We start from the raw sequence: 19,833 nt of genomic DNA, 5'->3' as shown, positions 1-19,833 counted from the left end.
TATTAGCCTTGTTCTGGTTATGAGGATAATAATATTCTTGCTATCCTATAATTTGAAATTTAGCGTTGTACATAGATGATGTGCATCATGGGGCGGAATCATCCGACGCTTATTATCTCCGATGCCAATAAAAATAAGCACCTGGGATGCGCTAAAAAACTAGTGAATAAGTTTGTCCCCCGGAATCAGCGAATACAAGGCCGCCGTTACCGGCTGGTCGCGAATAATAATCCGGTTGCGCAGCAATCCTTCGAAATGCGCGCCCACTTTTTCCGCCACCCGGCGGCTGGCGTGGTTTTCTTCCGCCGCGACGATTTCCAGCCGGGTCAGCCCCAGCGTGCCGAAACCGAACGGCACGATTTCCCGCACTGCTTCGGGGATCAATCCTTGTCCCTGCGCCGACTGGCGTACCCAGTAGCCGACATTACCGAGGCGATAGGCTTTGTTGATGCTGTTGATGGCGATGGTGCCGAGCAGGCGCCCGGCGGTGCGGTCTATGATAACCAGATCAAACGCCTCGCCCTCGTGGCGTTGCTGTTCACAACAGGCTATCCAGTCCTGCGCCATCGGCAGATCGTAATCGGACATGCACCAGGGCAGCCAGCGCCCTACGGTTTCCTGCGATTCATGTATGGCGTCAAGCAGCGCGGCGGCATCGGAGGGGACAAACGGGCGCAGGCACAGGCGGGCGGTCAGTAACGGAAACATATCTCCTCCAAAAGCGACAATGGCAGATACAGGATGATACAAATGATAATGCAACAGTTTTCCGCCTCACGCTATTGTCATGATGGCTCGCCTGAATAACGAGGGAGGACAGGGTGGTGCGTTTGAACAACTGGCTACGGATAACGGTTGGCGGGCTGGCGCTGTGCGCCGTACTGGCGGCGGCGATCGCCATCGCCGTGTGGATGCTGTTGCGCCAGAGTTTGCCCCAGTTGGATGGCGAGCTGGGCGTGCCGGGGCTACATACGCCGGTGACGGTGGAGCGAGACGACGCCGGCGTGCCGATCATCCGGGCTGGCGACCGTCTGTCCGCCGCGTTCGCGCTAGGGTTTGTCCATGCGCAGGATCGCTTTTTCCAGATGGATTTGCTCCGGCGCAGCGCGTCAGGGGAACTGGCGGCGTTAGTCGGCGCGGCGGCGTTGCCGATGGACCGCCAGCGCCGGTTGTTTTTGCTGCGCCGACAGGTTTCCGGACGCTGGCAACAACTGCCCGTCGACCAGCAGCAGATCCTGCGTAGCTATGCCGACGGCGTGAATGCCGGGTTGCATAGCCTGAAAACACGGCCGTTCGAATACTGGCTGCTGCGTGTTGAACCGCAAGTCTGGCTGCCGGAAGACACCCTGCTGACGATTGCCGCGATGTATTTTGATCTGCAGGATAATCAGTTCGGCCGCGAATACGCCCGCGGCTGGATTGCCAGCCAGAGCACGCCGGAGCAGGCCGACTTTCTGTTGCCGGACGCCAGCGTGTGGGATGCGCCGTTGGTGGGGCAGTTGCCGCCAGCGCCGGCGTTGCCTGCCGCGCCGCCTGAGTGGTGGGGGCAGCAGAACAGTGCGGCGTTTGCTCCCGGCGGTGCCGACGAACAAGCTAAAGGCAGCAACGGTTGGCTGGTGCGTACGCCGGAGCGAGCGATACTGGCGAACGACATGCATCTTGGGTTGCGTTTGCCAACGGTGTGGTATCGCGCACAGCTTATCTATCCGACGGAAGACGGAACGCTGCGCCTGACCGGGCTCTCTCTGCCCGGCGCGCCCGCCATCGTCAGCGGCAGCAATGAGCATATCGCCTGGGGTTTTACCAATAGTTACGCCGATACCTTCGACTGGGTGAAACTGAATCGCGCCGAGGGCAATCCGCATCTGGTGCAGGAAACGCTGGCGGTCAGTCATGGCGAGTCGCAGTCAATGACGGTGCAAACCAGCGACTGGGGACCGATTGTCGATACCGGGCAAGGGCGCATGGCGATGCACTGGGTGTTGCAGTTGCCGGGCTCGCTGGATCTGTCGCTGATGGCGCTGGCGGAAACCCGCACGGTGCCGGAGGCGCTGACTACCGGACAACGAACCGGCCTGCCGGTGCAAAATCTGCTGGTGGCCGACAGTCACGGGCACATCGGCTGGACGCTGGCCGGAATGCTGCCGGACCGGCTGATGCCCGGCGTACAGAACAGTTTTCCGCTGACGAGCGTGCTGCAGGCGCGCTGGCGTGACACGGCGCTGCCGCCCGCATCCCATCCTCAACTGGTCGACCCGCCGCAAGGGGTGATTGTGACCGCCAACAACCGCTTGCTGTTTGATGAGCAAGGGGACATCGTCGGGGATGGCGGCGCCGACCCTGGCGTACGCGCGTCGGCGATTCATCAGGCGCTGGGCGACGTCAGGCAGCCGGATATCGCCGCGATGCATCGCATCCAGTTGGACAACCGTGCGCTGCTGGCGGCGAGCTGGCGCGACCGGCTGCTCGATTGCCTGAATGCCTCCGGCCCGGACGTTATCGCGGGTCAGTCGACAATCAACCTGTTATTGCAACAATGGAACGGGCAGGCGGCGGCCGACTCAACGGCTTATCTGTTGCTGAGCCGCTGGCGCGAGACGCTGTACCAGCGGTTGTTCGGCACGCTGGATCAGCAACTGGCGCAGGCGTGGCCGGAGGCCAGCTACCGTGCCGCTAATCCACGCTGGGATGTGACGGTGCAACAACTGATGCATGATGAAGCACGCCAGTGGGTGCCCGCGCCCGCTAAAGACTGGTGCCAGTTCTCGTTGCAACAGCTGGCGACGGTATGGCGGGAGAACGGGGAAGGCAGCCGTAAATGGGGGGACGTTAACCAGAGCCGCATCGCTCACCCGCTGGCCTCGTCGCTGCCGTTGCTGGGCCATCTGCTGCGGGTACCGGCGGAACCGCTCTCCGGAGACAATCATGTACCGCATGTTAATCGCCCAACGTTCGGCGCTTCGGAACGGCTGGTGATTTCGCCGGGCGATGAAGCCAACGCGACCCTAAGCCTGCCGGGCGGGCAGAGCGGTAATCCGCTCAGTCGCTGGTGGCTGGATGGGTATCGCCGCTGGATGAGCGAGGCGCTGACGCCGCTGCTGCCGGGCGTCGGCTCCAGCCGGCTGGAACTAAAACCGGCCTCCGCCCAGCCTTAAGGCGGCATCATAAGAGCCTATCCCATACGGCTATTTCACTTGCCATTTTGGCTCTGGGCAGTGCTCGAAATCCTCACGTACTACGTGTACGCTCCGGGTTCTGCGCGCTGCCAGTGTCTAAACTGGCTGCGCCAATAACGCCTACTGGGATAGGCTCTAAATCGCGGGGCGCAATCTGGCTTGTCTGAGGCTGTTCGCCGGGCGGCGGCAACTGCGCGAGTTGCGCCAGCCGCGCATTGTCCTGCTCGCTGGCAGGCATGTAAACCAGCATCCGGTCACCGTTGCGGGATGCGCTCCACCAGTTGATCTGACGCAGGGTGAAAATACCCAGCGTTGGATGACGAAAGCGCTTGATCTTGTCATCCACGCCTTGAATCTCGTAGCGCTGGTACCACAACTGGCGAAACTCTTCAGACGCGCTCAGGTAGCGCTGCAATTGTGCCTCCCACAGCGGTTCGTCCGCGTGTTCCGTCATCTGCGCCCGAAACATCGCCACCAGATTGGGTAACAGCTCGTGCTGATCCACCAGCCGTTCCCGCCAGTTCGGGTGGGTGAGCGCCAGCCAGATACAGTTGCGATCTTCCGGCGCCATCTGATGCAGGTCGATATCCAGCAACCGACACCAGGCGAGGTTAAACCCCAGAACGGTAAAGCGGGCGTTGACGATCACCGCCGGAAACGGGTTGAGCTGATCGAGGATACGCTGGCTATCGGCGCTGATTTTCTCGCAACTGGCCTGTGCGGCCGGGGAGAACGGCAGCCCCGCCAGCATAAACAGATGCCGGGTTTCCGCTTCGTTGAACTGCAGGGCTTTGGCAATGGCGGTCAGCGTTTTGGCGGAGGCGCGGATTTCCCGCCCTTGTTCCAGCCAGGTGTACCAGGTAATGCCCACGTCCGCCAGCAGCGCCACATCTTCGCGGCGTAGCCCCGGCGTACGCCGTTTACGAGGTAGCGACAGGCCCAGACGCAGTGGATCGAGGCTTTCACGTCGTGCGCGCAAAAACGCGCCCAGCCGTTTGCGGTTATCCGGTTGCAACGGTGTAACACGGGTGTCGGCCTGTGGGGTGGGTATCGTCATGACCATAGCGCGAGCCTCCGGATAACGCGGTGAATCGTTACAGACAGGTAGTTTTTATACCAGGATAAACAGGAACTGGTACCCGTTTAAATTATCGATAATGCTAACTGCCTCACAGAATTAGCACAATGGGTACATCGATGAAACAGGTTTCACTTTCACAGGGGCTCACCGGCATCGGCCTGATGGTGTTGCTGACCGGCCAACTGCTGCCGATGATCGATTTTTCGATCGTTAACGTGGCGCTGGAAGCGATCGCCCATTCACTTTCCGCCAGCCCGGCTGAACTGGAACTGGTGGTGTCGGTTTATGGCGTGGCATTTGCCGTATCGCTGGCGATGGGCGGCCGGCTGGGCGATAACCTGGGTCGCCGCCAGGTGTTCATTGCCGGCGTGGCGCTGTTCGGCGTGGCTTCACTGTTGTGCGGCATCGCTCAGGCGGTATGGGTGTTGCTGGCGGCTCGAGCGTTGCAGGGGATTGGCGCCGCGCTGGTGGTGCCGCAGATTCTGGCGACCATTCATGTCTGCCTGCGCGGGCGCGAGCATGCCCGGGCGCTGGGTTTTTATAGCGCCATCGGCGGACTGGCCTTCGTGGTCGGGCAGGTACTGGGCGGCTTTCTGATTCAGTTGGACATCGCTGGTTATGGCTGGCGCAGTGTGTTTCTGGTCAATCTGCCGGTCTGCCTGCTGGTGCTGCTGTTGGCGCCGTCGCGTCTGCCGGACACCCGCGGCGAAAAACCGGTGGCGCTGGATATGCCCGGTACGGTGCTGCTGTCGCTAATGCTGGCTAGCCTGCTGTTCCCGCTGGCCTTGGGTCCAATCTGGCACTGGCCGTGGTTCTGCGTTGCGGTACTGCTGAGCAGTCTGGTGTGGTTTGCGCTGCTGTGGCGGGTGGAGCGTCGTCAGCCGGCGCCGTTGCTGCCGCCTGCGCTGTTTCGGCTGCCGGGGATCCGCTTCGGTTTGTTGCTGGCGCTGCTGTTTTTCTCCAGTTGGAGCGGCTTTATGTTTGCCGTTGCCTACACCCTGCAATCCGGCGCCGGTTTTACCCCGCTGCAGTCGGGCAACAGCTTTATCGGACTGGGGCTGTCCTATTTTGTTGCGTCGCTGTTCAGCGGCCGTCTCACCACCCGCATTGGCAATATAGGGGCGTTGCTGACCGGATGCGCCATCCAGATGAGCGGACTGGCGCTGCTGATGGCGTCGCTGGCGTGGCGCTGGCCGGTGTCGGTGCTGCAATTGCTGCCCGCGACCATGATGATTGGCTTTGGTCAGGCGTTTATCGTCAGCAGCTTTTATCGCATTGGGCTGTCTGATGTGCAGACGCATCAGGCCGGCGCGGGCAGCGCGCTGCTTTCCACCATGCAACAGGCGTCGCTGGGGCTGGGGCCCATTGTGCTGGGTACGGTGCTGGTGCAGATGCTGCATACCAGCGGCGGAAATTTTGCCAGTGCGCTGATTGCTACGCTGATGGCGGAATGGGGACTGATGCTGGTATTGGTGTTGTGCGCGTTACGCAACCGGCTGACGCTGGCGCACCCACGATCAGTAGCCTGAGGGAGATAACGGCGGCAAGGCGGTTTAGATAAAAAAATGCCAGTCGGTCGACTGGCATGGTTAACGCGGATATTGAGGACCGAACTTATTTCAGTACGGCGATAGCTGCGTCGTAGTCCGGTTCGGTGGTGATTTCGTTCACCAGTTCGCTGTGCAGCACGTTGTCGTTTTCGTCCAGCACCACGACGGCGCGTGCAGTCAGGCCTTTCAGCGCGCCTTCGGCAATCGCCACACCGTAGTTTTCCTTGAATTCGGCGCCGCGCAGGGTGGACAGCACCACCACATTGTTCAGGCCTTCAGCGCCGCAGAAGCGGGACTGGGCGAACGGCAGGTCGGCGGAGATGCAAAGTACAACGGTATTATCCAGGCTGGATGCCAGCTGATTGAATTTACGCACGGACGCGGCGCACACGCCGGTATCGATGCTCGGGAAAATGTTCAGGACTTTGCGCTTGCCTGCGTAGTGGCTCAGCGCCACGTCAGAGAGGTCTTTGGCAACCAGTGAAAACGCCGGTGCTTTACCGCCGGCCGCCGGGAAAGATCCTGCTACCGGCACCGGGTTACCCTGGAAATGTACATTTGTTGACATGCTTACGTCCTTCATTACAGGTGATTAACATGTCGATCAGTGTAGGGCAACATGATCAACATTGGTATAAAAAATTATGGGTCAGCAGCCGGGTCAAGGCGGTCAGATAGCGGTGATTGGCGCTGTCGGCGGCAATCACCGGCAACTCGGCGGTGATGCAGTGCAAGTGGCGCTCGGCACACCAACTGCCAAATGAACCCGGCGTTGGGTATCCCACGCTGTCGACCAGCGGCAGCGCGAATTCACGCGCCAGCCAGCCGCCCAGCTCGGAACGTTGGGGATCGTCGATGCAGGCCAGCGGTTCATGAAAGGACACCACCCACGGCGGCGCCAACTGGTCGATCAGGCGGCACAACGCCTGGGTTTCCGGTTCGGAGCCGGGGCTATCGCCGGTGGAGAGCTGTACGTCGCGCACCGGGGTGTCTTCGCTCCAGCGATAGAGGGTGCCGTTCGGCTGCCAGTTGGTCGCCGGGAAATTACGGTTGAGATCAACGCCGCCGGCATTGGCGCGCAGGCCCAACTGACAGCCATCCGGGTTGACCGCCAGCACCACATGATGAGCCCGGCTGCCCGGCGGTAGCGTACGCAACGCGCAGGAGAGCGCCACCACCGATGCAGTTTCGTCGCCGTGCGTGCCGGCGAGGATCAAGCCGCTGTGTTTCCCTTCCACTTCCGCCGGGAACCACAGCAGTGGCGCCCCCAGTCGTGAACGGCCATATTCCCGGCCCGGCGCAGCGAAGAACCCGCGTTCGGTACGGGGGCGATGAAGAAACTCGGCGTCTGTCATGGCGGTATCCTGAACAATAGTCGGCAGTGTTTTGCCTGATGATAACAAAAAATCCATGCTGGCCGCGGGAGCATGCCCGAAATCGCGGGACGCTCCGCAAACCGGTACCGCGCCACTGGCTGGAAGGGCAGGTTTGAGACTATGATAACTTCCAGCCTGATAACGATTTTTTCAGTAGATATGCCCTAAATGCTCTGGGGCGCCGGGCAGCTTGCGCGCCCGCAACCTGAAGTATACCGGGTATAGACGGATTCTTTTTTGGACCGGTGATGATCGCGTACCGCTTTCCGGGCGCAGAGATGACTCCCGGTCGTTCCTGAATCCCTCCCGCAGCGTCGATTTGATGCGGCGGGCTGGCGAAGGCAGGGCCTCTTTGGTTTAAGGACACAACATGCAATTTCGTTATTCCGCAGTTTCCGTGGGCGTGGTTTCCGCCGTGCTGATGATAGCCTTGATAATCCCGGCGGGCGCGGCGCAGGTTCCTCCCGGCGCCGTTCTGGCGGACCGACAGGAGATCGTCCGTCATATCAAGGATGAACCGGCTTCGCTGGACCCGATTAAAGCGGTTGGTTTGCCGGAGATTCAGGTGATTCGCGACCTGTTCGAAGGGCTGGTGAATCAGGACGCGCAGGGTAACCCGATTCCCGGCGTCGCCCAGCGCTGGCAGACTAACGATAACCGCACCTTCATTTTTACTCTGCGCCCTGATGCGCGCTGGTCGAACGGCGATCCGGTCACCGCTAAAGATTTTGTCTACAGCTGGCGGCGACTGGCGACGCCGCAAAATACCTCGCCGTTTAGCTGGTTTATCCGGCTGGCGGGGATCGTCAATGCTGATGATATCCTGGCCGGCAAGCTGCCCGCCGACAAGCTGGGCGTCATTGCGGTTGACGATCACACGTTAAAGGTGCAACTGAGTAAGCCGGTGCCTTATTTCATCAGTCTGATGGCTAATTTCAGCCTTTATCCGGTGCATCAGGCCACGGTGGAAAAATACGGCAATGAGTGGATCAAACCGGGCAATCTGGTGGGTAACGGCGCATTCGTGCTCAAAGATCGGGTGGTCAATGAAAAACTGGTGCTGGTGCCGAATAGCCATTACTGGGATCACGCCAATACCCGGCTGACGCAGGTCACCTTTGTGCCGATCAATCAGGAATCCAACGCCACCAAGCGCTATCAGGCCGGTGATATCGACATCACCGAGTCGTTTCCCAAGAATCAGTACCAGAAACTGCTGAAGGATCTGCCGGGGCAGATCTTTACCCCGGACCAGCTCGGTACTTACTACTATGCGTTCAACACGCAGCGCGCGCCGACCAACGACGTGCGGGTACGCAAGGCGCTGTCTTATGCCATCGACCGTAAGATTATCGCCGGGAAAGTGTTGGGAACCGGCGAGAAACCGGCCTATCGCTTTACGCCGGATGTCACCGCCGGGTTCAAACCGCAGCCGGGGCAACTGCAGCAGTATTCGCAGGCCGAACTGGATATGCAGGCCAAAGCGTTGATGGCGGCGGCCGGGTATGGTCCGTCCAAACCGCTGAAACTGACGCTGCTGTACAATACGCAGGAAGTGCATCAAAAAATCGCCATCGCCGTCGCGTCGATGTGGAAAACCAAGCTCGGCGTAGACGTGAAACTGGTGAATCAGGAATGGAAAACCTACATCGACAGCCGCAATACGGGGAATTTTGATGTCATACGCGCCTCCTGGGTCGGCGATTACAACGAGCCGTCTACCTTCCTGTCGCTGCTGACCGCCAGTCATAGCGGCAATATCGCCCGTTTCAACAACGCCGATTATGATCGACTGATGGCGGATACCGCCGGGCAGACTGACCGAAAGATACTGACCGAGGATTACAACCGCGCCGAGCAGATTTTGGCGGAGCAGGCGCCAATTGCGCCGATTTACCAGTACACCAACGGGCGGTTGATTAAACCCTGGGTGAAAGGGTATCCCATCACTAACCCTGAGGATGTTGCCTACAGCCAGACGCTCTATATTTTGAAACACTGACTGGCGGGCTTTCATACCGTTTGTTGCACACGGTGTTGCGCCTGCCACTCCGCCCAGGCACGGTGCAGCGGAGGATGCATCCCTTTCCGATTGCAGTCATTGATGCAGACAGTAAGATGGACGCCGTGTGCATAGAGGGAGATAACGTGTGGAAGTGACTGAAAATAAAGCTATCCGACACACCGGCGCCGTCTTTACCTGTCAGTTGGACGGCAAGGGAGGCATTCTGCCGCTGGTGGAGAGCGCTCTGGGCGAGGAAGCGGAGCTGCCTGCCTGGCTGCATCTTGACTCGACGCAACCGGCCAGTGTGCGCTGGCTGCATGAAACCACCCTGTTGCCGGATAGCGTACGTAACGCGCTGGCGGGGGAGAGTGCGCGTCCTCGTGTAGTACGGCTTGGCGAAGGCACGCTGGTGACCCTGCGCAGCATCAATTACAACCCTAACGCCCGGCCGGATGAGCTGGTGGCGATTCGGGTGTTTATCTCCGACCGCCTGATTGTCTCCACCCGGCGCCGTAAAGTGGCGGCGATTGATGAGGTGATGAGCGATCTGAAAGAGGGCAACGGCCCTGCCAACAGCGGCGACTGGATAGTGTCTATCGCCGAGGCGTTAACGGATCACACCAGTGAGTTCATTGATGAGCTGCACGAAAAAATCATCGATCTGGAAGATGCGTTGCTGGAACAGCGCATTCCGCCGCGCGGCGAACTGGCGCTGATTCGCAAACAACTGATTGTGTTACGTCGCTATATGACGCCGCAGCGTGATATTTTCTCGCGCTTATCCGGCGAGAAGTTTGGCTGGATGCAGGATGACGACCGCCGCCGCATGCAGGAGATTGCCGAACGTCTCGGCCGCGGTCTGGAAGATCTGGACGCCAGTATCGCCCGTACGACAGTGATTGCCGATGAAATCACCACGCTGATGACCGACGCCATGAACCGGCGCACGTATACCATGTCGTTGCTGGCGATGGTTTTCCTGCCTACTACTTTTTTGACCGGGTTGTTTGGCGTCAATCTGGGCGGGATTCCGGGAGCCAACAGCGGCATCGGATTTGGCGTATTCTGCCTGATGTTGGTGTTGTTGGTCAGCGGCGTTGCCTGGTGGTTAAAACGCAGTAAATGGTTGTGAGTGGCATGGCGAAATTATTGCGTGGGATATCACACAACCGCCGGCGGCGATAAAAACCATTGTTAATATTGCGCAATATCAACATTTTTGGTCTATGTCTGCGGCACTATCCTTCTCGCAGGTGAATGCAACGTCAAGCGATGGGCGTTGCGCTCCATATTGTCTTACTTCCTTTTTTGAATTACTGCATAGCACAATTAATTCACACCATGCCGACGTTTTGTCGGCTTTTTTTTTGCCCGCGATTCCGACACGCGCCATGCTTGAACGAGTGCCTATGCGAGTCTGTGAATGCAAGAGTCTCGTCTGAACAGCCGTTTTTATCAGGAAAGACAGCATGACGGAGAGAGGGGACGTTGGCGGCCGTGAAGCCGCCGGTGAATTAACGAATCTCCAGTACGTTCAGTCGCTCCAGCGGGCGGGCGTTGTCTTCTTCATCCTCATCCGGCTGCCAGCCTACCGGCTGTGATGGCATGTCTTCACGGTCGAACGCCAGATCGCCGCCGTCCACCACCTCGCTGCCCTGACGAATCGATTTGAAATCGAACAGGTTGGTGTCGCACAGATGCGACGGCACCGCATTCTGCATGGCGCTGAACATGGTTTCGATTCGGCCGGGATAGCGTTTGTCCCAGTCACGCAGCATGTCCTTGATCACCTGGCGTTGCAGGTTGGGCTGCGAGCCGCACAGATTACACGGGATGATCGGGAACTGGCGCGCGTCGGCAAAACGTTCAATGTCTTTTTCACGGCAGTACGCCAGCGGGCGGATCACCACATGTTTACCGTCGTCGCTCACCAGTTTCGGCGGCATGCCTTTCAGTTTGCCGCCGTAGAACATATTCAGAAACAGCGTTTGCAGGATATCGTCACGGTGGTGGCCGAGCGCAATCTTGGTGGCGCCCAGTTCGGTGGCGGTGCGGTACAGAATGCCGCGGCGCAGGCGCGAGCAAAGCGAACAGGTGGTCTTGCCTTCCGGAATCTTCTCTTTGACGATGCCGTAGGTATTCTCTTCCACAATCTTGTACTCAACGCCGATGCTGTCCAGATACTGCGGCAGCACATGCTCCGGGAACCCCGGCTGCTTCTGGTCCAGATTCACCGCCACCAGCGAGAAATTCACCGGCGCGCTTTGCTGCAGATTGCGCAGGATCTCCAGCATGGTATAGCTGTCTTTGCCGCCGGACAGGCACACCATGATCCGATCGCCGTCTTCGATCATATTGAAATCGGCGATCGCTTCACCTACGTTGCGACGCAGGCGCTTTTGCAATTTGTTGAGGTTGTACTGCTGCTTGGGTGTAACGGATTGATTTTCTGACATTTAACGGTAACTCGTGTTCATGGGGCCGGTGCTCCAGCATTGCTGGGGGCTAAGTGTACCATTAAGTGCGCGCCAGGGGAGTCTGGCGGCACATAAACACGAGGGTGACAAAAATGGCTTACGGCATTCCAGGTTCGCTGTCTAGCGTTTCTATCCGACGATAGTTTTCTGCCGCCTGACAGGTAGCCAGCCAATCATAGTATACTCTGCTTTCTGGAATGACGTGTAGGCCACGAAAACGGCATCGTGTCGCCCGGTATTTTTCCCATTCTGCCTGTTCTTCTGCCAGCAATGCGAGACGTTTGGTATCTCCTGCGGTTTTCAGGGCGTTATTTAATAGGTCCAGTTGTTGTTTAAGTTTTTGCTCCGAGTCTTCTTGTAACCGGTATGAGCATTGTGTCATTTCAAGATAAATGCCGTGTTCATAAAGGTCTTTGCATAATCCTTGTTCAGCTTGATCGCTTAACGCATTGTAGGGATTCATTTCCTGAGCGTCATTCGCTATGACTGTCAGCGGGAGCAGGAGAAGTAAAAGAAGAGCGCTGTTTCGTTTCATTGTATTTGTCCTTTTGTCGCAAAGTGAATAAGGCGGCAATATTAATTCATCACGAGGTCAGGGCCGGTCAGGTTCATCAATCAGCACTTCTATCCTGCGGTAACTTTCTACGGCCTGACACAAGAATGTTTCAGATATATATTGTGGAGAGTCTTGTTCTAAATTTGCCACCCGCAATTTGCAACGCTTATTGCGGTAACGCTCCCATTGCAACTGATCTTCCTTGAAGGATTTTATAAACTCTTTATCATCATCATCGCTTAACTGACTGAGTTCCTGGTTAATCTCGTTGATACGTGCGGTGAGTTTTGCGTCGGCATCTTTTTTCATTAATGTCGCACACTGATAGATTCCCATCTCGCTGTCTTTGTTGGTGAGATTGTTGCAAACATTGCCTACCATTTTGGCATAATACTGCTGATAGATATCGGAGTGATTTTTATCAATGGCGGCTGTCATTCCCGTCAGTGGGAATAAGAGTAGTAATAGTGAGACTTTTTTCTTCATTAAAGATCCTCCTTGGTTTAAAGAGGATAATAACTTTTTTATTAAGTGGTGTAAATTGTTTCGCAATGGTGGATTGCTTGTTAATTATATGTAGCGTATGAATATGCCCACCAATTAAATGATGGGCATGTCGAATGTTAGTTATTTTGATTTCTGCTGATGCGATTTTTTTCCTTCTGAAGATAGGCGACCCTATGTCGGCCTTTTTCATACTGCTGATATTTTTCGTTATTATTTAGGAAGGTTATGAACTGGTCAATGTTATTCTGTGATGCAGCTGGCATTGCTTGCTTACCTTGAAATCCTTGATAAACAATATCTACTAAAATATCTCGAATGGCGGGGTTAAGGTCTTCCCACTTTGTTACATTCCTCATGCCTTTGGTTTTTTCTTTATAACGCAACTGAGCTCTACTTTCATAAGCGGGATAGATATTATTGAATAGCTTAATTTGTTGTTCTGTAGTAATCTCTCCGATATCTTTATTATTATTAACAAATATTTTTGCGTTTATTCCTTTTTTACCCGCGGCAGCAGATATCCTTGATGCCTGAGAGGCTGGGATTCCTGCCGCTATTAAGTCATTATAAACTTGTGCCTGCGTTCTTTCCCCCATATCATATCCTCGACCGATTGTAACACCGGTCTTTGCTGCAACACTGGGGTCCTTTGATTCAGGATAGTGAATCTGTCGACTAAAATACTGCCCTCTCTCTTCACGTCCTTCAGCATCATATGTCACCTTCCCTTTGAGTACAGTAGGTATCTGGCGACTATTTCCCTGTGCTGAGACACTTTCTGTCGGTTCGGACTGAGAATTGCTCCCACCCGATGCCGTGGGCAGCGATTCGGCGATCGCAGGGCGCGATGCCGGTACAGATGGCCGTACTGCCTGCGGCGCGGGGCGCGATGCCGGTACCGATGGTTGTACTACTTGCGGTGCAGGGCGCGATGCTGGCACAGATGGTTGTACTGCCTGCGGCGCAGGGCGCGATGCTAGCGCAGATGGTCGCACTGCTTGCGGCGCAGGGCGAGATACCGGTACAGATGGCTGGGCCGGGCGCGTTGCCGGTACAGAAGGCATTGCTACCGGTGTTTGGGGTGCCGACTCGCCGCTCTGAGAAGCGTTGATGGCATTAATCTGAGCCTGCGTGGCAACCATTCGGTAAATGGTGTAGCCGGGCAGTGCCTTTCGGTAATCATCGCCGGGATAGAATCCGGGTTGATGGAAGTCGGAAATCCATTTGCTGCCGTCGTACATGGCGGCATGACCATAAGGATGGTCTTTTTTGATCCCTTTACGCTCGTCTTGATTAAAACCTTCTAATACAACTACATCTCCAGGCAAGAGGTTGCTGCGGTCGTATTCGCTGGATGGTCTTGGCATGGAAAATATGTCGGTAAAACCTGCGGCAATTAGTTTTGGACCGAGATCCTTTGCGTTAGCACCTTCGATTCGTGTTCCGCCTGCTCTAATTGCATCTACAACGGCTCTTGCACAATATTTTGTGGATGCATTACCTGCATTGCGCCGTAGTGAACTTATTGTAGTCGCAGGATTCCAGGTTACCGTTGCGATAGGTTTGGGTGACGATGCTGTTGAATTACCGGCTAATGGCATGGCAGCAGGCGTTGATGCAGCAGACGAAGAAGCCGGTGTAACCGCGTTGACTTTAACATCAACCTCGATCGGCTTAACCTCAATGGGCTTGGCTTCCGCGGTGTTAACTGTTGGCGCTGTGGCTTTGGATTCAACCGGAGTCGGCTTGGATGTGGCTACGCTTGGCTTGTCTTTGGCTGCCTGCGCTATGGATTTAGACGCGGAAGAGAGCAATCCTGGAACTGTGCCCGCCAGCCGCGACAACGGCGCTGCCATTCCGGACATCAGCTTGCTCAGCTGATTTCCAACTGCTGCATATTCAGGAGCAAACGGTGGGATGGTCGGTTCCTGTGCAGCCTCAGGTTCCGCGGTAGAAGCGGCGGCAACAGGCGCTGGCGCCGGAGACGGCAGGCTGGGTTGCGGCGCACTGGCGGTTGATGGCTGTGCCGGTGGTGCGGACGGCGCTGCGGCCGCTTCAGCGTGCGGCTTGTTAAATTTGGGCAGCGGCGGAACGGTTGCCGCCGGCGGTGCGGCTGGAGGCGTAGGCTGGCTGGCGGCAGGAACTGGAGCGCCCGACAAGCCGGCTTGCGGTGCGGGCAAGCGAATATTGTCCAATCCGGCTGACGGAGCGTTGGGATAGCTCGATGCCGTGCCGCTGGTCGTAGCGGTATTTTGCCGGGAATGGGTCGTTATTTCTGTTTTCTTCGCAAAAGAGCGCGTTTTTTTTATCACGACGAAGAGTTGTTTCCGGGTGGTGTTATTTTTTTTCATAGGCGTTTAATAACAATATTATTTGACGTCAATCATGAAAATTAACGCCAATTGGATAAATGGGAGGCCGCTTCAGCGTTATTACGATCTGAAGTCGGGTATATTTCAGCGTCATGCAGAAGAACGATGGCGTTATATTATCGTTTGTGAGCGATTAAACTATTCAGGCGTGTTGGCTGGCGGCTCAGCAAACAGGTTGATGGATTTCAGGCGCAGGCTGGTGGTTGTCGATACGGATAAATATCCCCCGACTTGCCCCTTTTTCACTCCATCAACCCGCAGAATCACTGCTATTCTATGGGCGCAACTCGTTGCCTGCGTGTGTGTTGTCTGGCAGGTCATGACAGAAAAACTGGCCCGGCCCCTGTTCGGGGTGAAACTGTTGGCAAAAAGAGAAAAATACCCATGAAGAGACTGTTCCTGGCCGTGGCGGCCACGGTGATGCTGTCAGGATGTTCTATATTCAGTACGAAAACAACGAGCCTGAACAGTACGTTTATCTCGCCGTATTACTTTTCCTACACCACCGCCCATGTGCTGCAGGACAATACCAACTGGGTAGATTCCGTTTACCTGACGGGTAACCCGGCGCGTTGGGATGAGATCCGCGGCACCTATAAGGCGGCGTTGCCGAAAATTACCCTCAACTATCGGGTTGAGTCGTCCGGCGGCGATTATCGGATTACCTATAACGGCATGGTGAATTATCTGCTGTCGGCGCGGCATGGCGTTGAAAACGGCAAGGATATGATTGAGGGTGAGAGTGTACGCCAGTTCATCATTCCGCAGCGTACTGCGGTGGTAAGCCGGGATAAGAAGGCGATGCTGACCCTGACGGATGACATTAAGGTTGACGTGTCGCTGACGGAGAAAGTCGAGACGCATTCGATCGAGGATCGCTAACCGGGCAACCGCGGCAATGGCATAAAGTCCGTGGCGATTTACCAGGCTTCTTGTCAGAAAACCGGCATCCCTGCCGGTTTTTTTACTGCTGATGACAGCGGAAGGTTGTTCAGAAGCTTTCCCAGTCCTGCTGGCTCTGGCGGTTTTTACCGTTGAGGGCTAGCCTGGCCTGGCTCAAGGCGGGAGCAGGGGGGCGACTGGCGGGCAGCGCCGTGTGCCGGGGTAATAACGGTTGATTATCCTGCGCCAACCGGAAATGACTCACCAGCGCCTCCAGTTGTATCGACTGCTCTTCCAGCGAACTGGCGGACGACGCGGACGCCGTCACCAGCGACGCGTTTTGCTGGGTGGTGGAGTCCAGTTCGCCGACTGCGCTGGCGATCTGCTCGATGCCGCGGCGCTGTTCATCGGACGCCGAGGCGATTTCACCGATGATGTCGTTGACGCGGGAGACCGAGAGCAGGATTTTTTGCATGGCGTCGCCGGCTTCCGCCGCCAGCATCGAGCCGGTATCAATGCGGGTCACGGATTCGGCGATCAGACTGGCGATTTCACGGGCGGCCTGAGCGCTGCGCTGCGCCAGATTGCGCACCTCGCCGGCGACCACCGCGAAACCACGCCCTTGTTCGCCGGCGCGGGCCGCTTCCACCGCGGCATTAAGCGCCAGGATGTTGGTCTGAAAGGCGATGCTGTTGATGACGTCAGTGATATCGGAGATTTTTTTCGAACTGACGGCGATGTCATTCATGGTATTGACCACATTTTGCACCACGCCGCCGCCCGTGTGCGCGTCTCTGGATGCCTCCGCCGCGATTTGGCTGGCATGGCGGGCGTTGTCGGCGTTGTTTTTCACCGTTGAGGTTAGCTGTTCCATACTGGCGGCGGTCTGCACGACGGCGGCGGATTGCTGTTCGGTGCGGGACGACAGCTCGTGGTTACCGTGGGCGATTTGCGCCGCGGATGCCGCCACGCTGCCCACGCTGTCGCGGATATTGCCGATCATCTGACGCAACCGTTCGTTCATACCCGCCATCGCTGCGGTTAACTGGCCCAGTTCATCGTGACGGTCGGTTTCGATGTTGGCGGTCAGGTCGCCGCTGGCGATGCGTTCCGCCAACGCCAGATTGTGGGACACCGGCGCTGTAATCTGGCGGGTGATATAGCGCGATATCAGCAGGCCGAACAGCAGCGCCAGCAAGGCGAATGCGGAGGCGCCGGTGATGGCGTCGCTGGTGAGCGTGGTGTTGATCTCGCTCAGGCGGCTGATGACCTCTTTGGCGATATTGCTGACATTATCGCCGTCGGTCTTCACCGCCGCTTCTGCGCCCGACAACGCCTGGTAAGCGTTCAGGTAGCCTTCTGCGCCTGTCTTCAGGTTGACGATGTTGCCCCAGAATTCATCCAGCGCCGTTTTTTGATCGGCCGGGAGCTGCGCGGACAGGTCGCGGTAACTTTTCTCGATATCGCTGAAACGGCTTTGCAGGGTGCTAAGCGCGGCGGGAGTGCGCTCAATCACCACGGCATCGGCTGTCGCTTTATAAGACGCCAGCGCCAGAGCAAGTGCGGTCGCTTTTTCCCGGTCGCTGTCGGATGCAAAAGCGGTGGTCGCCAGGCTGCTGCGAAAGCGGGAGATAGCGCCGTCGACCGGAATGCGGCTGAACCGGGCGCCGGCGTCGGTCAGCGCCTGTTTGGCGCGGGCCATTTCGCTGATGGATTGCTGTAGTGCGGCCTGGTGTTTCTGCATGCGGGCCAGCGGATCCCTGAATTCGCTTTCGGTATATAACTGGCTGCCTTGCGCCAGATTTTTAGCCAGGTCATTGCTGTAGCTGAGCATGGTGTCGTAAGGCTCATTGTCATTGCTGGCGAAATATTTTGTTCTGGCGATTTTGACCTGAAAAATATCCATGATGACGGTGTGCATCAGGTCGGTCTTGCCGTAGTACGCCTTGATGGTCGAAAAACGGTGGATGCTCAGTGCTGAGGAAAGAACCACTAAAAACAAAATCATTGCAAAACCCAGGTACAGCTTGGTTGCGACATGCATGTCAAAAAAACGTTTTCTTGCAGGTGCCATTATCTACTCCCGTTGGCGATGGCGCTGATTGCTTATCAGCCTAACCATTAATCGACCAACGATCTGCTGCCTTTAGTGGCTGAAAAATAAGATCATATAATTTATCCCCCTGAAAATAATTGTATTTGTTACTTACCGTGAGTAAAAACATGAGAGGTGAAAACCGGTGTCGAACCGTTGCTGCTCACACCACAAAAATGTGGTAAAGAAGTGGGGCAAAGAAGTAGGGTAAATAGGATTAGGCCGAGTTCTGCTGCGTGGCGGCAAAATTGGCTGATTACCTTTCATATTTACGACATTTCATATTCACGACACAGGAATCGACAAAACATGACTATGCCGCAATGGCTGGTGGCGGGCGCCACCCTGATGCTGGTGGCTTGCAGTGGCGGACAAACGGAATCGGCGCAGGTGCCGGAATCGGTAGCGCCGCAGCGCGCGATGTGGCAGGGGCAGGGCACGCCGGCGGAGGTGAACTGTACGCTGGCGGGCGGGCGCATGGGGGTTTCGCGTCAACTGAGCGGAGCGAGCATCGGCACCTGTCTGCTGGCTAATGGCAAGCGCTGCGACGAAGCGGCGTTGATGAACGGTAGCTGTCCGGCGGGGTAAACCGCGTTAGCTGATAACCGGCGGCATGGCGCCACCGGTTGAACGATCAGGGATTGACCAGATTCGGGCAGGTTGTGCCTTCGTTAAGCTGCTTGATGTTGTGCAACGTGGTTTCGGAGATGCTGGTCAGCGCCTCTTCCGTCAAAAAGGCCTGATGGCCGGTGAACAACACGTTATGGCAGGCGGAGAGCCGGCGGAACACATCGTCCTGAATCACGTCGTTGGATTTGTCGGCAAAGAACAGATCGCGTTCGTTTTCATAAACGTCCATGCCCAGCGAACCGATTTTCTGCTGTTTCAGCGCGTCGATCGCCGCCTGAGAGTCAATCAGCCCGCCGCGGCTGGTGTTGATGATCATCACCCCGTTTTTCATGCGCGCAAACGCATCGCGGTCGAGCAGGTGGTGATTCTCCGGCGTCAGCGGGCAGTGCAGCGAAATGACGTCCGACCGGGCGTACAGGGTATCGAGATCGACATACTCCGCGCCCAGTTCCAGCGCCTGTGGATTCGGGTAAGGGTCGTGCGCCAGCAGCGTCATGCCGAACCCTTTGAGGATGCGCAGGGTGGCGATGCCGATTTTGCCGGTGCCTATCACCCCGGCGGTACGCTGATACATGTTGAAGCCAATCAGCCCTTCCAGCGAGAAATTGGCGTCGCGGGTGCGCTGATAGGCGCGGTGAATGCGGCGGTTCAGGCTCATCATCATGCCTACCGCGTGTTCCGCCACCGCCTCCGGCGAGTAGGCCGGCACGCGCACTACCTGGATCCCCAGCTCGCGGGCGGCGTCCAGATCGACATTGTTAAAACCGGCGCAGCGCAATGCCAGTATTTTGATGCCGGTGTTCGCCAGTTCCGTCAGCACCTCGCGTCCGGCTTCGTCGTTGACGAAGATGCAGACGGCATCGCAGCCGGCGGCCATTTTGACGGTGCGCGGACTAAGCATGAAATCGAAAAACTCCAGCTCATACCCGAACTGCTGATTCACCTGCTCAAGGTATTTGCGGTCATACCGTTTGGTACTGTAAATCGCCAGCTTCATGATTGTTTCTCCACAGGGTATTGTCAGCCGCGCCGTCATACGTGGTGACGGAGGCAGCCAGAGTAAGCTAGCAGAAAACCATGAACAGACAAACTGTTACCCTTGTCATGATAACAACTTGAAAAGGTT

General features: G+C 56.8%; 17 protein-coding genes. 7 read left to right on the top strand and 10 right to left on the bottom strand.

Going from position 1 to position 19,833, the window contains the following annotated elements:
• Positions 1–159: 159 nt before the first annotated feature.
• Entirely contained in the window at positions 160–708 is a 549-nt protein-coding gene (locus tag CVE23_RS13030) for a GNAT family N-acetyltransferase (RefSeq protein WP_100849697.1), read from the bottom strand.
• A gap of 116 nt (positions 709–824) precedes the next feature.
• On the opposite strand from CVE23_RS13030, the gene CVE23_RS13025 reads away from it, so the two are divergent.
• Positions 825–3,155 (top strand): penicillin acylase family protein, encoded by a 2,331-nt coding sequence (locus CVE23_RS13025; protein ID WP_100850465.1) that lies wholly within the window; start codon positions 825–827, stop codon positions 3,153–3,155.
• A 73-nt stretch (positions 3,156–3,228) separates the two neighbouring features.
• On the opposite strand, the gene CVE23_RS13015 is transcribed toward CVE23_RS13025, so the two are convergent.
• Positions 3,229–4,239, bottom strand: coding sequence for a helix-turn-helix transcriptional regulator (locus CVE23_RS13015; RefSeq protein WP_225622590.1), 1,011 nt, complete (start codon positions 4,237–4,239; stop codon positions 3,229–3,231).
• 134 nt (positions 4,240–4,373) lie between these two features.
• Here CVE23_RS13015 and CVE23_RS13010 point away from each other — a divergent pair, with 134 nt between their 5' ends.
• Positions 4,374–5,786: an MFS transporter gene (locus tag CVE23_RS13010; RefSeq protein WP_100849696.1), complete on the top strand. Its 1,413-nt coding sequence runs from the start codon at positions 4,374–4,376 to the stop codon at positions 5,784–5,786.
• A gap of 85 nt (positions 5,787–5,871) precedes the next feature.
• Here CVE23_RS13010 and tpx read toward each other — a convergent pair whose 3' ends face one another.
• Both tpx and mpaA read right to left on the bottom strand, forming a co-directional pair.
• Positions 5,872–6,375, bottom strand: a complete 504-nt coding sequence (gene tpx / locus CVE23_RS13005) for a thiol peroxidase (RefSeq protein ID WP_038668336.1) — start codon at positions 6,373–6,375, stop codon at positions 5,872–5,874.
• 55 nt (positions 6,376–6,430) lie between these two features.
• On the bottom strand, positions 6,431–7,162 hold the full coding sequence (gene mpaA, locus CVE23_RS13000) for a murein tripeptide amidase MpaA (protein ID WP_100849695.1): 732 nt from the start codon (positions 7,160–7,162) through the stop codon (positions 6,431–6,433).
• A 391-nt stretch (positions 7,163–7,553) separates the two neighbouring features.
• Between mpaA and CVE23_RS12995 the strand changes: the two genes are divergently transcribed.
• Entirely contained in the window at positions 7,554–9,185 is a 1,632-nt protein-coding gene (locus CVE23_RS12995) for a peptide ABC transporter substrate-binding protein (protein WP_100849694.1), read from the top strand.
• 148 nt (positions 9,186–9,333) lie between these two features.
• Positions 9,334–10,320, top strand: coding sequence for a zinc transporter ZntB (zntB, locus tag CVE23_RS12990; protein WP_038919364.1), 987 nt, complete (start codon positions 9,334–9,336; stop codon positions 10,318–10,320).
• A 382-nt stretch (positions 10,321–10,702) separates the two neighbouring features.
• On the opposite strand, the gene ttcA is transcribed toward zntB, so the two are convergent.
• The 4 genes from ttcA to CVE23_RS22775 all read right to left on the bottom strand — a co-directional run bounded on the left by ttcA (position 10,703) and on the right by CVE23_RS22775 (position 15,079).
• Entirely contained in the window at positions 10,703–11,644 is a 942-nt protein-coding gene (gene ttcA, locus CVE23_RS12980; RefSeq protein WP_038919363.1) for a tRNA 2-thiocytidine(32) synthetase TtcA, read from the bottom strand.
• 118 nt (positions 11,645–11,762) lie between these two features.
• Positions 11,763–12,200, bottom strand: a complete 438-nt coding sequence (locus CVE23_RS12975; RefSeq protein ID WP_100849692.1) for a lysozyme inhibitor LprI family protein — start codon at positions 12,198–12,200, stop codon at positions 11,763–11,765.
• Between the two features lie 57 nt (positions 12,201–12,257).
• Entirely contained in the window at positions 12,258–12,707 is a 450-nt protein-coding gene (locus tag CVE23_RS12970; protein ID WP_100849691.1) for a lysozyme inhibitor LprI family protein, read from the bottom strand.
• Positions 12,708–12,844: 137 nt separating this feature from the next.
• Complete coding sequence (locus CVE23_RS22775; protein WP_145958425.1) at positions 12,845–15,079, bottom strand: pesticin C-terminus-like muramidase; 2,235 nt, start codon at positions 15,077–15,079, stop codon at positions 12,845–12,847.
• Between the two features lie 34 nt (positions 15,080–15,113).
• Here CVE23_RS22775 and CVE23_RS22770 point away from each other — a divergent pair, with 34 nt between their 5' ends.
• The gene (locus CVE23_RS22770) at positions 15,114–15,488 is read left to right on the top strand and encodes a hypothetical protein (RefSeq protein WP_145958424.1); all 375 of its coding nucleotides are present in this window, start codon (positions 15,114–15,116) and stop codon (positions 15,486–15,488) included.
• Complete coding sequence (locus CVE23_RS12945) at positions 15,485–15,982, top strand: hypothetical protein (RefSeq protein ID WP_038919357.1); 498 nt, start codon at positions 15,485–15,487, stop codon at positions 15,980–15,982. Before CVE23_RS22770 ends, CVE23_RS12945 begins: the two co-directional genes overlap by 4 nt.
• Positions 15,983–16,091: 109 nt before the next feature.
• On the opposite strand, the gene CVE23_RS12940 is transcribed toward CVE23_RS12945, so the two are convergent.
• Positions 16,092–18,056 (bottom strand): methyl-accepting chemotaxis protein, encoded by a 1,965-nt coding sequence (locus CVE23_RS12940; RefSeq protein ID WP_100849687.1) that lies wholly within the window; start codon positions 18,054–18,056, stop codon positions 16,092–16,094.
• 330 nt (positions 18,057–18,386) lie between these two features.
• Between CVE23_RS12940 and CVE23_RS12935 the strand changes: the two genes are divergently transcribed.
• Positions 18,387–18,665 (top strand): putative hemolysin, encoded by a 279-nt coding sequence (locus CVE23_RS12935; protein ID WP_038919355.1) that lies wholly within the window; start codon positions 18,387–18,389, stop codon positions 18,663–18,665.
• Positions 18,666–18,711: 46 nt separating this feature from the next.
• On the opposite strand, the gene CVE23_RS12930 is transcribed toward CVE23_RS12935, so the two are convergent.
• On the bottom strand, positions 18,712–19,704 hold the full coding sequence (locus CVE23_RS12930; RefSeq protein WP_100849686.1) for a 2-hydroxyacid dehydrogenase: 993 nt from the start codon (positions 19,702–19,704) through the stop codon (positions 18,712–18,714).
• Positions 19,705–19,833: the final 129 nt, after the last annotated feature.

Source organism: Dickeya fangzhongdai (assembly GCF_002812485.1).
Taxonomy (GTDB): Bacteria; Pseudomonadota; Gammaproteobacteria; order Enterobacterales; family Enterobacteriaceae; genus Dickeya; species Dickeya fangzhongdai.
Note: the sequence above shows the minus strand (reverse complement) of the source record. Positions and strands in the feature narration are given on the sequence as shown.

Excerpts from the sequence above, each read along its gene's own strand:
- mpaA (WP_100849695.1), bottom strand. The coding sequence starts at position 7,162 with ATGACAGACGCCGAGTTTCTTCATCGCCCCCGTACCGAACGCGGGTTC.
- CVE23_RS13030 (WP_100849697.1), bottom strand. The coding sequence starts at position 708 with ATGTTTCCGTTACTGACCGCCCGCCTGTGCCTGCGCCCGTTTGTCCCC.
- CVE23_RS13015 (WP_225622590.1), bottom strand. The coding sequence starts at position 4,239 with ATGGTCATGACGATACCCACCCCACAGGCCGACACCCGTGTTACACCG.
- tpx (WP_038668336.1), bottom strand. The coding sequence starts at position 6,375 with ATGTCAACAAATGTACATTTCCAGGGTAACCCGGTGCCGGTAGCAGGA.
- CVE23_RS12935 (WP_038919355.1), top strand. The coding sequence starts at position 18,387 with ATGACTATGCCGCAATGGCTGGTGGCGGGCGCCACCCTGATGCTGGTG.
- CVE23_RS12945 (WP_038919357.1), top strand. The coding sequence starts at position 15,485 with ATGAAGAGACTGTTCCTGGCCGTGGCGGCCACGGTGATGCTGTCAGGA.
- CVE23_RS22770 (WP_145958424.1), top strand. The coding sequence starts at position 15,114 with ATGAAAATTAACGCCAATTGGATAAATGGGAGGCCGCTTCAGCGTTAT.
- CVE23_RS22775 (WP_145958425.1), bottom strand. The coding sequence starts at position 15,079 with ATGAAAAAAAATAACACCACCCGGAAACAACTCTTCGTCGTGATAAAA.
- CVE23_RS13010 (WP_100849696.1), top strand. The coding sequence starts at position 4,374 with ATGAAACAGGTTTCACTTTCACAGGGGCTCACCGGCATCGGCCTGATG.
- CVE23_RS12975 (WP_100849692.1), bottom strand. The coding sequence starts at position 12,200 with ATGAAACGAAACAGCGCTCTTCTTTTACTTCTCCTGCTCCCGCTGACA.
- CVE23_RS12970 (WP_100849691.1), bottom strand. The coding sequence starts at position 12,707 with ATGAAGAAAAAAGTCTCACTATTACTACTCTTATTCCCACTGACGGGA.
- CVE23_RS12930 (WP_100849686.1), bottom strand. The coding sequence starts at position 19,704 with ATGAAGCTGGCGATTTACAGTACCAAACGGTATGACCGCAAATACCTT.
- ttcA (WP_038919363.1), bottom strand. The coding sequence starts at position 11,644 with ATGTCAGAAAATCAATCCGTTACACCCAAGCAGCAGTACAACCTCAAC.
- CVE23_RS12940 (WP_100849687.1), bottom strand. The coding sequence starts at position 18,056 with ATGGCACCTGCAAGAAAACGTTTTTTTGACATGCATGTCGCAACCAAG.
- CVE23_RS12995 (WP_100849694.1), top strand. The coding sequence starts at position 7,554 with ATGCAATTTCGTTATTCCGCAGTTTCCGTGGGCGTGGTTTCCGCCGTG.